The organism is Paraburkholderia sp. D1E (assembly GCF_052682275.1).
Map to the genome: position 1 here is coordinate 1,671,117 of NZ_JBQYMB010000001.1, position 16,006 is coordinate 1,687,122.

The window sequence follows — 16,006 nt, forward strand, 5'->3', positions numbered from 1 at the left end:
GCTACACCGCGTTGCCCCGCCATCAACAGCAGCCGCCCACGGCACCGCCCAACGCCACGTCACTCCTGCCTTGCATCAAGCTCACAAGCCCATCCGGCCTGATCCGCCGCCCGGCCCCGGGCAAATACGCTTGCCGCCATAAAATCCCGCGTGTATAGTTTCCGAACTTACTCTTGTTTCGTATCGGAAATTAAAGGGATTCTCATGGACGCTTCCACCATCCTCGCCGACCTCGGCATCGCCCACGCGGCGCAAGCCGGCGACATCGCGGTTCATTCGCCGATCACCGGTGAACTCATCGGCCGCGTGGCCAGCAACACGGTGGCGGAAGTCGACGTGGCCCTTGCCAATGCGAAAGAGGCATACACGGCGTGGCGCAACGTCCCGGCGCCGCGCCGCGGCGAACTGGTGCGCCTGCTGGGCAACCGTCTGCGTGAAAAGAAGCAGGCGCTGGGCAGCATCATCACGCTTGAAACCGGCAAGATCCTGCAGGAAGGCATGGGCGAAGTGCAGGAAATGATCGACATCTGCGACTTCGCGGTCGGTCTGTCGCGCCAGTTGTATGGCCTGACGATCGCTTCGGAACGCCCGGGCCATCGTATGGCTGAAACGTGGCATCCGATGGGTACGTGCGTCGTGATCTCGGCGTTCAACTTCCCGGCGGCGGTGTGGTCGTGGAATGCAGCGCTGGCGCTGGTCTGCGGGAACGCGGTGATCTGGAAGCCGTCGGAAAAGACGCCGTTGACCGCGCTTGCCGTCAACCAGATTCTCAGCGAGGCACTGAAGGAATTCGGCGATGCGCCGGCAGGTCTCACCGCGCTGATCAACGGTGGCCGCGATGTCGGCGCGAAGCTGGTGGCCGACCCGCGTGCGTCGGTCGTCAGCGCGACGGGCAGCACGGAAATGGGCCGCACGGTCGGGGTTGAGGTGGCGAAGCGCTTCGGCCGCTCGCTGCTCGAACTCGGCGGCAACAACGCGGGTATCGTCGCGCAAAGCGCGGATCACGAGCTCGCGATGCGCGGCATCCTGTTCTCCGCGGTGGGTACGGCGGGGCAGCGTTGCACGTCGCTACGGCGTCTGTTCGTGCACGAGAGCGTGTATGACAAAACCATCGAACGTCTGAAGCAACTGTACAGCAAGGTGCCGATCGGCAATCCGCTCGAAAAAGGCACGCTGATGGGGCCGCTGATCGACAAGCAATCGTACGCTCGCATGCAGGAAGCGCTGCAGCAGGCCACGGCCGAAGGCGGCAAGGTGTTCGGCGGCGAGCGCGTCGAGGTAAAGGGTCATGAAGGCGGGTACTACGTGCGTCCGGCCATCGTCGAAATGCCGTCGCAAACGGAGGTGGTGCTGAAGGAAACCTTCGCCCCGATTCTGTATGTGTTGCGCTATTCGGATTTCGCAGATGCGGTCGACGCGAACAATGCGGCGGTGCACGGTTTGTCGTCGTGCGTGTTCACGACCGATCTGCGCGAAGCTGAACGCTTCCTGTCCGACTCGGGTAGCGACTGCGGTATCGCTAACGTGAACATCGGACCGAGTGGCGCGGAAATCGGCGGCGCGTTCGGTGGCGAGAAGGAAACCGGCGGCGGTCGTGAGTCGGGTTCGGATGCGTGGAAGGCCTACATGCGCCGCGCGACCAACACGGTCAACTATTCGTCGGCGTTGCCGCTCGCGCAGGGCATTGATTTCAATATCGCCTGATCCTGTAAGTAGCAACACAGTAAAAAAACAATAAAGCGGTAGAGCACTCAGCGGAAAACAGCGGCGCATTCATGCGCCGCTGTTCACAACCTCTTTCATCAATCCGTTTGCGCCGCCGGCCGTTTCTGAGCGGCTATGCTACTCGTGGAGTAAGACGTGAGTTCCAAGGTCGTGATCGTCGGCGGTGGGGTGATCGGCAGCTCGATTGCGTATTTTCTGCGGCTGTCCGATCCGACGGTCAGCGTCACGGTCATCGAACGCGATCCGACTTATGCGCGTTCGTCGTCGGCATTGTCGGCGGCATCCATTCGTCAGCAATTCTCTACGCCGCTTTCTATTCAGATGTCGCTATTCGGCATCGAGTTTCTGCGCTCGATCGGCGAGCGGCTCGATATCGACGGCGCGAAACCGTCGATCGATCTGCACGAAGGTGGCTATCTCTTTCTCGCCACACCCGCCGGTGAGGCGACGCTGCGTGAGAATCACGCACTGCAAAAGAGTCTCGGCGCCGATATCAGTTTGCTCGACAAAGATGCGTTGCAAGCGCGCTTTCCCTGGCTCAATACGGAAGACCTCATTGCCGGCGCTTATGGCGAAAGCGGTGAGGGCTGGTTCGACGGCTATGGTTTGGTGCAGGCGCTGCGCAAGAAAGCGCAGGCACTTGGCGCGCACTATGTTGCCGCCGACGTCGCCGCGCTGCATCGCCAAGGCAAACATGTCACGCAAGTTCAAACCGCGAATGGCGAGGTCTACGCCTGCGACGTGGTGGTGAACGCTGCGGGTGCCTGGTCGCGCAAAGTCGCGCAGTTGGCCGGCATCGACCTTCCGGTGTTCGCACGACGCCGCAGTATTTTCAATGTTACGTCGCCCGCGCGGCTCGAACATTGTCCCTTGCTGATCGATCCGAGCGGCGTGTATTTTCGGCCCGAAGGCAAATCGTTCATCTGCGGTACGTCACCGTCAGCGGATAACGATCCTGACGATTTGCCGCTCGATGAAGTCGATCACGCACTATTCGACGACGTGATCTGGCCGACGCTCGCGCACCGCGTGCCGCAATTCGAAGCGTTGCGCGTGCAGAATTGTTGGTCAGGCTATTACGAATACAACGTGCTCGATCAGAACGCGATCATCGGTTATCACCCTAGCGTCGATAACTGCATTTTTGCCAATGGGTTTAGCGGGCACGGTCTGCAGCAGGGCCCGGCAACCGGTCGGGGCATCAGCGAATTGATTCTGCATGGCCGCTATACGACGCTTGATCTTGGTTCGTTGAGCTTCGCTCGTGTGCTCGAAAACCGGCCGATCGTGGAGAAGAACGTGGTTTAGCCGGTGCGTTGGAGGTGATGCGGAAAACGCAATATGTAGTGCATAGATATCGTTTGCCGCCCACCCCGACGATCGCCACAATCGATGCCGATCTTCCATCGACAAGATAAGCGGCCTGCCACTATGTTCACGTTCAACCCCGCATTCGAAGCGCCGGCTGGTTCGCCGATTCGCGAGCTGTTCAAGTATCTGGCGCAGCCCGGCATGATTTCGTTTGCCGGCGGCTATCCGGCAAGCGACCTGTTCGACAGCGAAGGTCTCGATGCGGCCGCGGCGCGTGCGTCGCAGCAGGCTACGCTCTGTCTGCAATATGGTCCGACGGATGGCCTGCCCGTCCTCAAGGAACAACTCGCGCATCTGATGACACGGCGCGGTACGTCCTGTACGCCGCAGGCATTGCTCGTCACGACCGGTTCGCAGCAAGGCTTCGATCTACTGCTGCGCGTGATGGTCGCGCCTGGCGACGTGGTGCTGGTCGAGCAACCCGCTTATCCGGCGACCTTGCAGGCGCTGAAGTTGCAGGAGGCCGATGTCGTGACCGTGCCTGTCGATCAGGACGGGCTCGATGTCGCCGCGCTCGCCGCGTTGCTCGAAGCGGGCACACTAGCGCGACCACCGAAGCTGCTCTACACCGTACCGACCTTTGCTAATCCGACTGGCGCAACCTTGTCGCACGAGCGCCGTATGGCGTTGTTGAAGCTAGCGGCGCGTCACCATTTTCTGATCGTCGAAGACGATCCCTATGGCGACTTGCGTTTCAGTGGCGCGGCGTTACCGTCGCTGCTCGCGTTGAGCGATCAGGTGCCCGGTTCACGCGACTGGGTTGTCCATTTTTCGAGTTTGTCGAAGATCGTCGCGCCGGGTTTGCGGGTCGGCTGGATGGTCGCGCATGCGGAAATTTTGCGCCGTTGCGTGGTCGCCAAGCAAACGGTCGACCTGTGCAGTTCGCCCTGGGCCCAGGTGATCGCCGCCGAATATCTTGCGAGCGGCGCGCTGGAGCGTCATCTGCCGCGAATCATCGACGCCTACGCTGGGAAGTGCCGCGCGCTATGCGACGCACTCGATGAGCGTTTGGGTCGTGCCATCGCGTTTCATCGTCCTGCCGGCGGCATGTTCGTGTGGGCGCGATTGACGGGTGGACAGAACGCATCCGATTATCTGCATGCCTGTATCGAGCGCAACGTCATGTTCGTACCGGGCGTCGCATTCTATAAAGACAATATCGATCTGACGGCACTGCGCCTGTCATTTGCCGCGCCCGGTGTAGCCGAAATCGAAACCGGTGTGCAGAGAATGAAGCAGGCGCTCGCACTCTTTTGACGACAGCTAACTCGGCTAACGCGGTATTGGTGGCAAAACTGTATGAACAGTGCTTGAAATAACCCGGTGAGCACGAACTGCGCAACCGGGTTTTTTATGCAGATGCTAAATCGCGGAGATTTAGGATAAACATCCCGGTCCGCTAAAGCGGCGTAAGGTCGCCGCGGCCGGACAGCGCTCGACAGCCTTCCCTGCATTGTTGGGCACGGCAGCAAGCGTACGTGCTGCTTTCTCCGCAGACCGGCGCCGTCTTCCCATGCTGTTTAACTCAAGTCGCTGCTTCGAGCCGACACGCTTTCTAATGATTTAATCCCACTCGCTCGATATTTCCGTCAAACTCCTGAAACATGGCTGATTGTTAAATGAAGAGTCTCACTGGTTTGGGGTTAAAAATATCGGTTATCATCGCTGCCTTCGGCGAATGCTTCCGATGAGTTAATTCATCGGTCATCCACGTTAATACCGTCGCATCGAACCAGAAAAAATCAGATGAAGATGTCGCGTAAAAAGATTGCAATCCTGGTAGTCGGTCTTCTGGTCGTGGCCGGCGTGGTCATTCAGGCGGTGTGGCGTCCATTCGCGCATCGCAAAGCCGCCGAGACCGCCGAAGTCGTGCTCGATATTCATCATCCGGATGCGGTGATCGACAGCGAAGCGCTCTCGCGTTTGCCGCGCGACATCTTGCGCGTGCCACTGTTGCACGACGTGTTGACTCAGGACTTCGTCGACTATTACGAATCGAACGACACGCGGTTGTCCACAGAAGGCGCGCTGCGGCGTCTCGCATTCGAACATCAACTGGACTGGCGCGATGAATTGATCCGCCGTGTATTCGACGAACCCGCGCACGTGCTGCTGTGGCGCTCGCCGGATGGCCGCCTCGGCTACTGGGTGATGTCGATGCACCGTAACGGTCTGGCGAAGCTGCTGCAAGGCTTCGGCAACGTTGCTGCCAGCGACTCGCAGTTGAGCCAGGTGGCCAGGCTCTCCGGCGACGTACCGGTTTACGCGTTGAAGCTGGCAGTTGGCCGCACGATTCTGTTCGCAACGAAAGACGACCGCCTTGTCGTGATGTCCGCACCCGGCGTGCTGCTCGACGCGAAAGGCAGCTTGCTGAGCGAGCGGGCCGACGCCGTGTCCGAGATGCTTTCGTCGGGCCGCGACGATGCGGCGCGCGCCTATCAACTGGACGCGCCCGGCGATGCACCGAAGGGGCACCGGCTGGTGGTGTCGGCGAATTATTTGTCGTTTGGCTATCAGGCGTTTTTCTCGGGTATTGATGCGCTGCGCTTCGACTTTTCGTCGAACGGCAATGCCGCGGCGAACTGGCAGACCTCCGCGCTGATCGAGCCGGGCAAGTTGCCTCAGGAGTGGAACAGCGCCGATTTGTGGCGCGCGTTGCCGGCCAATCCGGCAGCGTGCACGAGCTTGCCGGCCGACTGGAAAGAGGCATCGGGTCTGTTGGGCAAGGTCGCGGATGTTGGCGCGGATGGCGCCGCTGTGATCGGCGATCAGCTCGCCGGCCCCGCGGCCGTCTGCTGGTATGCGAAGTCCACTTTGGTCGCGCCGGTCTTCGTCGCTCGCGTGAAGACGCAGGACGTGGCGAACCTCGCTGTGCTGAAGACCGCACTCGGTAAAACCTTTGGCGACGTGATCGGCGCGTACGAGGCGAAGGCCGCCAAATCCGGCGAAGCTGACGCGGGCTATCGTCGCTTGCCGGTCACGAAGCACGACCAGGGCGCCAGCGTCACCGTGTGGCAACGGCCGGTCAGTGCGCGCTCTGGCACTGCCGTGTCGAGCAAGGCGTCGTTCGCATCGCAACTGTCGGCGGAGCGCTATTTCCCGGTGACGCTCGCACTGGCGCACGGTTATCTGATTTTCTCTCCTGATTCGCGTCTCGTCGACGATACGCTCGCTGTGCTCGACAAGCGCTATCCGGCGCTCGCCGATACGCTCGCGCCGCAGCGTCTGCCGCACACGATTCTCACGCTGACGCCTTCGTCCGCGGCTGCGTTGATCGAACGCGAAGCGGGCGCGGCGTTGCCGGCGGATCAGGAAGCGGTGTTCCGCAATGCCTCGCGTACTCATCTCGTGCCGAAGCTGCATGCGCTCGCACATTACCCGCCGGTTTCGTTGACGCTGCCGCAGAACTTGCCCGGCTCCACAGGTTGGGTGCCGGTGGAGTGGTGGTTCGATCGTGCGAAGGCGGGCGCAGGTGCGGATGCCACCACGGGCGCGGCCGATGCGCCTGCGGATCAGCCCGGCACCGAGGGCGATTGAGTGCGCCGCGTTCACGTCTCCGGCGCGGCGCCGGTGATCACGCGCCGCGCCTGGCTCGCGCGCGCGGCTTCCGCGTTCATGATGGCCGGCCTCGCGCCCTGTGCAAACGCGCTCACGAGCACCGCCGCGTCGCCCGACCCCGACGCGCTCTCACCGCAGCAATCCGCCGCGTTTCGCGCCTGGTTCGTGCGCATCGTCGACCAGCAAATGCGCCGCGGCCCGACGCCGCGCTGGACGCAACGCGATTGCGCGGGTCTCGTGCGCTTTGCCGTCGGCGAAACGCTCAAGCCGCATGACAGCAAATGGTTGCGCGCCAACGGCATGACCAGTCTCGCGGACACCAGCAGCATGCCGCCCGAACTGCAACTGTCCGCATCGCAACGCGGAATCGCGAACCGCTGGACCCAGCTCGACGGTTCCAGCGGCGCATACGCCTCGGCGATCGCACTGATTCAACGCAATAGCCGTTTTGTTTCGAAGGACGTCAACCAGGCGCTGCCTGGCGACCTGCTGTTCTTCGACCAGGGCGACGACCAGCATCTGATGATCTGGCTGGATCGCTACATCGCTTATCACACAGGCACCGTTACGCCGACCGATACCGGTCTGCGCGCCGTGGCCGTCTCCGACCTGATGCAATGGAAAGATTCCCGCTGGCAGCCGCTCGACGGCAATCCGAATTTCGTTGGCGTGTTTCGTTTGGACTTTCTGACACCATGACCCGAATGAACTTCGTCACTGCGTCGCGCGCCTGGCTCGGCAACTTGCATCGTCGCGCGGGCTTCGCTGCGGTCGCGCTTCTCGCGGCCATGACGCTCGTCATCGCACCGGCGGCCCATGCCGACGACGACGCTTCGAGCACCGCCGCCGACACCAACATCGCCGCGAACCCGACCTTGCAACCGGCGCCGTCGAGCAATTTCGCTTCGCAGAAGGTCGACGGTCAACCGTTCTTTCTGCTCTCGGACGCGAGCTTCGGCAGCGATCAGTTGGCGCAGGTGCGGCTGGAAGCGCCCGGCCGCGACTTCAAGGATGCACTGCAAGCGTATGGCGGCGCGGACATCGTCGTGTATCGCGTGCCAAAGCCGTTGGATTTTTTGAAGGCGCAGAAGAATCTGCATCGCCTGAATGTCGCGCCGAACTATCAGGGCGAAGGGCTGGCGAATACGCTGGCTTATCTGTGGGACCGCTGGTTCACCGAAGCACGCCGCGCCTGGCAACGCGTGCTGTCGTTCGCGACACGCAGCAAGGCGACTGAAGCCGAACCGCAATTCAAGCTCGGCGAGCAGGCCGGCAAGCAGACGCAATTCCAGCAGAACTCCCAATTCGCGCCGCTGAAAGGCTATGACATGGTCGCGCGCTTTCGCTATCCGATCTGGGACGCGAAGGTGATTGCGCCGCCGAAGGGTGTGAACCTCGAGGGCAGCAGTAGTAACTTTATCGAAGCGAGTTCGGGCAACGTAATGATTCCGGTCGGCAAACTGCCGCCGGGGCTGTATATCGTCGAGGCGGTGATCGGCAACTATCGCGCGCATACCTTGCTGTTCGTATCGGACACGGTCGCGGTCGTGAAAGCGGCGTCGAGCGGCATGCTGGTGTGGACCGCACGGCGCGATAACGGCAAGCCGGTGCCGAATACCGACGTGAGCTGGACCGACGGCGTAGGCGTGCTGCAAAGTGGCGCCACCGGCAGTGACGGTGCACTGGTGCTGCAACACGTGAGCCCCGAGCGCAGTTACGTGCTCGGCACCGATCCGCAAGGCGGCGTGTTCGTCTCGGAGAATTTCTATTACGACAGCGAGATCTACAACACCAAGATCTACGCGGTGACCGACCGTCCGATGTACCGTGCCGGCGATGCGGTGCATGTGAAGTTCATCGGTCGTACGTTCCAGAACGCGACGCAATCTACCGCGCCTGCCGACGCCGATATCAAGCTCGACGTACTCGACCCGAACGGTTCGCCGGTCGCGACCAGCAAGGTGCATTTTGCTTCCGATACGGGCGCGGAGTTGTCTTTCACGCTGCCCGCCGATGCAACCGCCGGCGGCTACACGCTACGCTTCGATTACAACGGCGATGTATACGGCAGCGCATTTCGCGTCGCCGAATACGTGAAGCCGCATTTCGACGTCAATCTGTCGATGGATAAAGCCGACTATGCGACAGGCGAGCAACTGAAGGGCAAGATCCAGTTGCGCTATCCGGACGGCAAGCCGGTGCGCGACAGCAAGGTTTCGGTCACGCTGCGAGCGCAGAAAGTGACGATCGTCGATGGTGAACTGCGCTATGCAGGGCTGTTTCCGGTCAAACTGGAACAGCAGGAACTCACAACCGACAGCGACGGCAACGCGAGCCTCACGCTGCCCGCAGCCAAAGAACCGAGCCGTTATGCGTTGACGCTGTTCGCGCAGGACGGCGCGGCCTACAAGGTGCGTGTGACGCGTGAGGTGCTGATTGCACGCGGCGCGACGCCTTATCGCCTGTCGACGGCCAAGTCGTTTTCGCAACCTAAGGAAGCGGTCAATTTCGATCTGCAAGCACTCGGTACGATCGACCCGTCTTCACATGCGCCGACCAAGTGGGAATGGACGCGGCTGGAATCGCAGACGCACGGCGAAGGCGCGCTCAAAGGCACAACGGCAGGCGGCAAGCTGTCGTTCCCGGTGCAATTCGACGAACCGGGTTCGTACATGCTGTCGGTCAAGGACGACACAGGTAATCTGCTCGCCGCTGCGAGTCATTGGGTTGCGGGCGATGGCCTGAAGGCGATTCCGGGTAGCGTCGAGATCGTGTTCGATCGCGACAAATACAAGATCGGCGATACCGCCGAGGCGCTGATCACGTTCCCCATGCCGGTCGACGATGCCTTGCTGACACTGGAGCGCGACAACGTTGAACACCGTGCCTTGCTGACAGCCGGCGGCGACTGGCTGCAACTGCAACGCGTGGCGCCGTCGCAGTGGAAAGCACGCATTAAGGTCGGCGAAGAATTCGCGCCGAACATGACGTTCTCGGTGCTGTACGTGCACGCCGGCGAATACGTGTTCCAGAACGCCGGCATCGTGGTCGCGCAACCGCAGATCGAACTGAATGTGAAGAGCGACAAGCCGGTGTACGGTCCGGGTGATACGGTCACGCTGAACTTCGACAGCACGCTGAATGGCAAGCCGGAAGCGGCGAATCTGACGGTGAGTGTGGTCGATGAAATGGTCTACGTGTTGCAACCGGAAATCGCGCCGAATATCGTCGACTTTTTCTATCACCCGCGCCGTAATAATGTGCGGACGTCGTCGAGTCTGTCGTTCATTACGTACGACCTGGCGCGCTCGCCGTTGAAGGGCGCGCCAGGCGGCCCGCAACGCGCGAACTACAACGAGCGCGGCGTGAAAGTGCTCGAACGGCCGCGTCGTGACGATCAGGACACGGCCGCGTGGGAAGGCACGTTGAAGACGGACGCGAACGGTCACGCCACCATGACGTTCAAGATGCCGGACTCGCTGGCCCGCTGGCGCGTCACCGTGCGCGCGGTGGCGCCGGACGGCATGGTTGGTCAACGCACCGCATACGTGCGTTCGGACAAGGCGCTGTATCTCAAGTGGAGCGGGCCTTCGCATTTCCGCGCCAACGATCAGCCGGCCATCGACATGATCGCCTTCAATCAGACCGACGCGGATAAGGACGCCGAGTGGGTGGTCGACGGCGGCGGTCTCTCGTTGAACCAGAAGGTCACGCTCAAGCGCGGCGCCAACTATTTGCGTCTGCCGACTGGCGCGTTGAAGGCGGGTGTGATCAACGCGACCTTGCGTCGTGCGGGTAAGGATGTGGATCGCTTGCAGACCACTATCCATCTCGATGCGAGCGGCTGGCTCGATCTGCATCAGAGCACGGTGACGCTCGACGGCTCGAACAAGCCGCTCAATCTGCCGCAAGATGCGCAGGACGTCAGCGTGCGTTTCATCGGCAGTGCAGCGAGCCAATTCGCGCGCGTCGCCGACGATCTGATCAATTACCCGTACGGTTGCGCCGAGCAGACGTCGAGTCGCCTGGTTCCTTTGGCGCTTGCTCACGATGCCATTGGCCGTGGTGACAACGCCAGTTCGACGCAAGGACTCGAAGCGCTGTTGCGTAATCAGCGGCAACGTCTGGCGATGCTGGCGGGTGTCGGCGGCACGTTCGGCTGGTGGGGCGATACGACCGGCGGCAGTTCGCTGATTACCGCCTATGCGTACTACGCGGACTGGCTCGCGAGCCGCAGCCTCGGCATTACGCTGCCTGCCGACAACTGGCAGCATGCGATGGACGTCTATCGCGATGCGGGGGCGAAAGAGCCGCTGTTGCATCGTGCGCTGGCGCTCTGGTTCATGCAGCAGATGGGCTTGCCGGTCGCAACGCCGGTGTCGGGCGTCGCGGCGGACTTGATGAGCGATGCAGCGGCTACGGGCAATGCTTCGACCCCTGCGCGCAACGGCACGTATGGCGCGTCGGACAGCATCGTGTTCGCGCAAGCCGATTCGCCGCGCGGCAAGCAAATGGCGACGCTGCTGGTCGCCAACATGGCGCGCAGTACGAGTGCTCAACTGCCGGATGGCTTCGATGCCACGATGAGCGCCGCGCGTACGGCATTGGCTAACGATCCCGCACCGCTTGTGCAGAGCCTGCTTTATATGACGGGTGGCGACGGTGGCGCGGCGGTCGATGCATCGGCCTTGCTCGCGAAGAGCAGCGCCGACTATCCGACACTCGATCGCGCGCTCACGTTGCTGTGGGTGCGCAAAGCGCTCGGAGGCGACGCGGCGCCGGCTTCGCTGCCGTCGCTGCAAGGAGCGGGCTGGACGCGCGCTTCGACGCCGACCGGCACGCCGCTGTGGAAATGGACCGGCGTGGCACTTCCGACCACGCTCGATGCAGGCGGCGCGCGCACCGACGTGAACGCACTGGTCTCATTCCGCAGCCATACGAGCGAGGACAGTCGTCTGAACATCACCGTCGAACGTCGTTTCTACAAGCTGGAGCCGCTTGAAGTGAAAGCCGATCCGAAGAAGGCGGGTGATGCCGAAAGCCAACTGGGCCGCTCGGCGTTCACCGCACGTCGGGTAAAGCCAGGCGATGCGATCGACAGCAATGCGTTGTACGTCGACGAAGTCACGCTCACGCCGCGCTCCGGCAACGCCTACCACTACGGTTTGCTCGACGTGCCGCTGCCACCGGGCGGCGATGTGGAGGCGACCAGTTGGGGTGTGTCGATCGATGGTTTGCCGGGCGAGAAAGAAGGGGTAAGCGGTCCACAGCCGTTCGCGCGTGCCGCTTCGTATGAGATGGGCGAGTTGGCCTATCACCAGCCGGTGCCCTTGCTCGATCGTCCGGTGACGCTGCGGCAACTGGTGCGTTTTGCTTTGCCGGGCACGTTCGCGTTGCCGCCCGCCCGCTACTTCCGCATGTATCAGCCGGACGCCAAGGCGTTTGAAGGCGGCAAGAGCGATCGCGTGACGACCCTGCGCATCCAGTAAGCGAGATCGCCATGTTCTTCGCTCTTCGGCACTCGCGCGATCGTCTGGCAGCTACGCTGCGGATCGCGCTCGCCGTGGGGGCTGGGTGTGTTTTTGGTGGAACAGGTGCGGCAGCGGCTGCGGTGATGGCATCGTCGAGTGCGTCACTAGCTGCGGGGGCGAGCTCGTCGCCGATTGCGTCGTCAAGCTCATCGCGAGGCTCAACGTCGAGCTCGTCGTTCGCCGCGTCCTCGTCGCAAACGCTGCACTTCGCCTGGTTGCGCGACGGCCAATCGCAGCTTTGGCAGTTCAACGCCCGTGGCGCCGCGGACGATCTCGTGCCGCAGTCCGCGCGTCCGTTGCCGACGACCCTGGAGACGCCGCTCGGCAGCGTGTGGAAGCTGTTCGTTTACGGTTATCTGGTCGATCGCAATATCGCCACGCCGGATTACACCTGCAGCGGCGGCGATCCTGAGGAAGTGTATTGCTGCATGACGGGTGGTCACATCGACCGCGAACATGCGCTGGTGCAATCGTGCGGACGTTTTTTCGAGCCTGCACGCCTTCAACTCGATCCCGCCGATTGGCGCAAGTATTGGACGGCCGCGCATGCGCCCGTCTGGCTGCGCGATCTGCACGCGATGACGCCCACGCGCCGCGAGCCGGTGACCGACCTGCTCGCCGCATTGCAGGCGATGCCGGCACGGCCACGCGAAGCGGCGGCGAGTACGCTGGTGTCGGTGCTGACGAGCGGACGCGGTGAGGGCACCGTATCGCTGTATGGCAGCGTGCTGCGCGCCAAAACGTGGACGATGCCGGACCCGGCGCGGCCTGGCGCCTCGATTGGCGGCGCGGCGGGCTGGCTCGCTGACGGCACGCCAGTGTGGTTGGGCGGCCTCGGCGGCAGCGTGCGCGTACTGGCCGCCGCGGCGCCGCGCATCGCGCCCTTGCTCAAGCAAATCACCGTACCGGACGACAACGCGTGCGTACTGGTCGATTTCTTCAGCCGCTATCCGATTCGTCAAGTGCTCGGTGACAAAGGGCCTGCAGCGGCACCCGATGGTCCGCTGCGTGGCGATTTCCGGATCGGTTTCGTCAACGGCAACTGGGCGCGTGTGGAAAGCCGTGGCGAACTGCGACTCGATCGCGACGCCGCAGGTGCGCCACAAGTGGTCGGCCGCTTCGGCATGAATGACTACGTCGCACGAGTGGTCGAGCGCGAAGGCGACACGAGCCAGCCGGAAGCGGCGAAAGCGCTGGCGGTGGCGGCGCGGTCCTACGTCGTGCAGCACGGCAATCACGACCACGGCTGTTTCCGTATTGACGATAGCAGCAGCACGCAGCGCGTCCTGCCGCGCGTGCCGACCGCTGCGGCGCGCCGTGCGGCTGATATGACTGACGCACTGGTGCTCACCGGTGTGCCGGTTCAGTATCACCACGACAAGGCCGCGCCCGGTCAGATGAGCTGGCTTGCCGCGAAGGCGCTCGCGCAAACCGGTCTCACTTTCGACGCCATCCTCTCGCGCACCTGGCCGCAGGCGACCCTGACGTCGTTCGAGAGCCCGTTGTCCGGCGATTGCATCCAGGTGGCCGGCGCCCAGCAATGGCTGCAGCGCAACGCGCCGTTGTGGGCGCGGCGCATGGACGGTGCGGCCGGCTACGAGACGCCCGATCTGCCGGCCGTGTGCGCGGTGCGTGAGGGGCGGCCCTATGCGGACGCGCAGCGCAATCGCGTGTACGTGTATCGCCTGCAAACTGAAGAAGATCGCATCGCGTTGGCGCATGAATATATTCACCTCGCGTTCCAGCATCATCCGCGTGGCCTCGATGAAGCGTTCGTCGAACGTACCGCGCGCACGCTGATTCGTACCGACAATCCGATCCAATGAATACCGTCTCGCGCTCGCTTTCCGCCATGTTCCGCGCGCTCCCTGTGATGCGCCGCGTTCGAATTCTTGCGGCCGTTGCTTTGGCGCCTCTTATGCGGTGCGTTCGAGTTCGCGTGGCAGTTACCTTGCCACCTCATACGCGCGGTGTTCGAGTTTGCACGGCAATTGCCGTGGCCTCGGCTGCGCTGGCGGCGAGTATGGCGACGAATGTACAAGCTGCCGGCGCAAATGACGGCGGCGGTGGCGGCGCGCTCGCCGATCTCACCGGCGCGTTCGGTGGCTGGCGTCACAGCGGACTGACGAACGAAGGCGAGCACTTCGTCGCGGCATATCCCCGGCCGCCGGTCGATCGTGGCGCGCAGCGCTATCGCACGCTGATTGAAGGACGCCTGAAGCACATCGACAAACACGCCCGCAAGCCGCCGACGCTGGTCGTCAACGGCAATCCGACGCCGCTCTATACCGACGACGAAGGTGCATTCGCGCGTCCGTGGGCATTCGGCGCGGGTTCGAACAGCATCGAATTGATTTCCGCCGACGGCAAACAACGCCAGCGCATGCAGTTCTACGAAGCCGACCGCAGCAAGCCGCAAGCGAAGCTGCGCGCGATCGTCACGTGGGATGATCCGAAAGCGCAGGTGGATCTGCACGTGATCACGCCGGACGGTCTGCACGCGTTCTTCGCCAACCCGACGCTCGAAGACGGCAGCGGTTTCGACGTCGATTCGGTGGACGGTGCGGGGCCGGGGATATTTTCGTCGGCGGCGCCCGAGCACGGTACGTGGCTGTTCTTTCTGAATTACTGGGGCAACTTCGATTCGACCGGCTACAACTTCGACGCCGCCGCGCACGAGCGCGACGTGATTACCGCGACGTTGACGCTGGTGTTCAATGAAAACACGCCGAACGAGCGGCGTGAAACGATGGTCGTGCCGCTGCGCAAGATCGGCGACCTGCTACTCGTGAAAAGCGAACGACTCTGACAGCGGGATGGGAGCAGTGACGATGAAGGTCAAGACGACGGGTTGGGTGAAGGCTGGCTGGATGGTGCTCGTCGTCGCCTGTTTGCAGGCTGCGACGGTGGCGTACGCGAGCGATATCGACTTCGGCGCGCCGCTGAATGGCTGGCGCAACACCAGCGGCGACAGCGAGCGCTATACGCAGGACGTGCATTACCCGGCGGTGTCGGTCACGACGCCCGAGGGGCAGTCGAGGTTCGCGCTGATCGAGGGGCAAATCCGCAACGCGCCGAAGAAAAAGGGCACGTCGGTAGGCACGCTGGTGGTCGACGGTACGCCGTTGCCTCAGCGGGTGGAAGAGGACGGCAAATTTTCGCGGCCTTACGCCTTTCCGTCCGGCAGCAACAGCGTTGAACTGCGGGCGCCGGATGGTTCGCGCAAGCGCGTCCAGTTTTACGACGCGTACAGCGGCAAGACCCAGCCGAAGTTGCGCGTGGTGCTCGCGTGGGACACCGACGGGACCGATCTGGATTTGCACGTTGTCTCGCCGGACGGAGTGCATACCTGGTATGGGGACCGCGTGGCGCCAAACGGCGGCGCGCTCGACGTGGATGTGACGACCGGCTACGGGCCGGAGATTTACTCGTCGGCGGCGCCGTTGAAGGGTACGTATCTGGTGTACGTAAATTATTACGGCAACGGAAACAGCGGCAGCGATATCACCGTCGCGCAGGTAACGATCATCACGAACGAAAATACGCCGGACGAGAAGAGCGAAACGATTCGCGTGCCGATGCGTAAGCCCGGCGAACTGACGCTCGTGAAGACGTTTGTGATGCCCTAAGCCTAAGGCAATGCATTTTGCCCGCGGAGCCGCACGCTCCGCTGCTTGCGACCCGGTGCGAGCAGAGGGTGAAATCTCAACATGCTCAACGACTTGTGTGAGTCTTGCGCAGGATACGCTCGGCCTCGAGCGGCCGGATCTGCCTCAGGAAACACGCAATGCGTTTTACACGGCGGGGCGTTGGCTGGCAGC

At 62.6% G+C, this 16,006-nt stretch carries 9 protein-coding genes; all 9 read left to right on the forward strand.

Annotated features, from left to right (window positions below; translation table 11 throughout):
• The first annotated feature begins 204 nt into the window (after positions 1-204).
• Positions 205-1,704: an L-piperidine-6-carboxylate dehydrogenase gene (gene amaB / locus ACUN0E_RS07675; RefSeq protein WP_445566166.1), complete on the forward strand. Its 1,500-nt coding sequence runs from the start codon at positions 205-207 to the stop codon at positions 1,702-1,704.
• Positions 1,705-1,860: 156 nt separating this feature from the next.
• Positions 1,861-3,033 (forward strand): NAD(P)/FAD-dependent oxidoreductase, encoded by a 1,173-nt coding sequence (locus tag ACUN0E_RS07680; RefSeq protein ID WP_445566167.1) that lies wholly within the window; start codon positions 1,861-1,863, stop codon positions 3,031-3,033.
• 123 nt (positions 3,034-3,156) lie between these two features.
• On the forward strand, positions 3,157-4,353 hold the full coding sequence (locus ACUN0E_RS07685; protein WP_445566168.1) for an aminotransferase-like domain-containing protein: 1,197 nt from the start codon (positions 3,157-3,159) through the stop codon (positions 4,351-4,353).
• Positions 4,354-4,842: 489 nt separating this feature from the next.
• The gene (locus ACUN0E_RS07690) at positions 4,843-6,633 is read left to right on the forward strand and encodes a DUF2138 domain-containing protein (RefSeq protein ID WP_445566169.1); all 1,791 of its coding nucleotides are present in this window, start codon (positions 4,843-4,845) and stop codon (positions 6,631-6,633) included.
• A complete protein-coding gene (locus tag ACUN0E_RS07695; RefSeq protein ID WP_408339783.1) occupies positions 6,634-7,353 on the forward strand; it encodes a DUF1175 domain-containing protein in 720 nt (239 codons plus the stop codon).
• Entirely contained in the window at positions 7,350-12,143 is a 4,794-nt protein-coding gene (locus tag ACUN0E_RS07700; RefSeq protein WP_445566170.1) for an alpha-2-macroglobulin family protein, read from the forward strand. The genes ACUN0E_RS07695 and ACUN0E_RS07700 overlap by 4 nt, the downstream gene beginning before the upstream one ends.
• Before the next feature lie 11 nt (positions 12,144-12,154).
• On the forward strand, positions 12,155-14,011 hold the full coding sequence (locus ACUN0E_RS07705) for a DUF2300 domain-containing protein (protein ID WP_445566171.1): 1,857 nt from the start codon (positions 12,155-12,157) through the stop codon (positions 14,009-14,011).
• A 197-nt stretch (positions 14,012-14,208) separates the two neighbouring features.
• Positions 14,209-14,994 (forward strand): YfaP family protein, encoded by a 786-nt coding sequence (locus tag ACUN0E_RS07710; RefSeq protein WP_408238704.1) that lies wholly within the window; start codon positions 14,209-14,211, stop codon positions 14,992-14,994.
• A 22-nt stretch (positions 14,995-15,016) separates the two neighbouring features.
• Positions 15,017-15,814, forward strand: coding sequence for a YfaP family protein (locus ACUN0E_RS07715; protein WP_445566172.1), 798 nt, complete (start codon positions 15,017-15,019; stop codon positions 15,812-15,814).
• Positions 15,815-16,006: the final 192 nt, after the last annotated feature.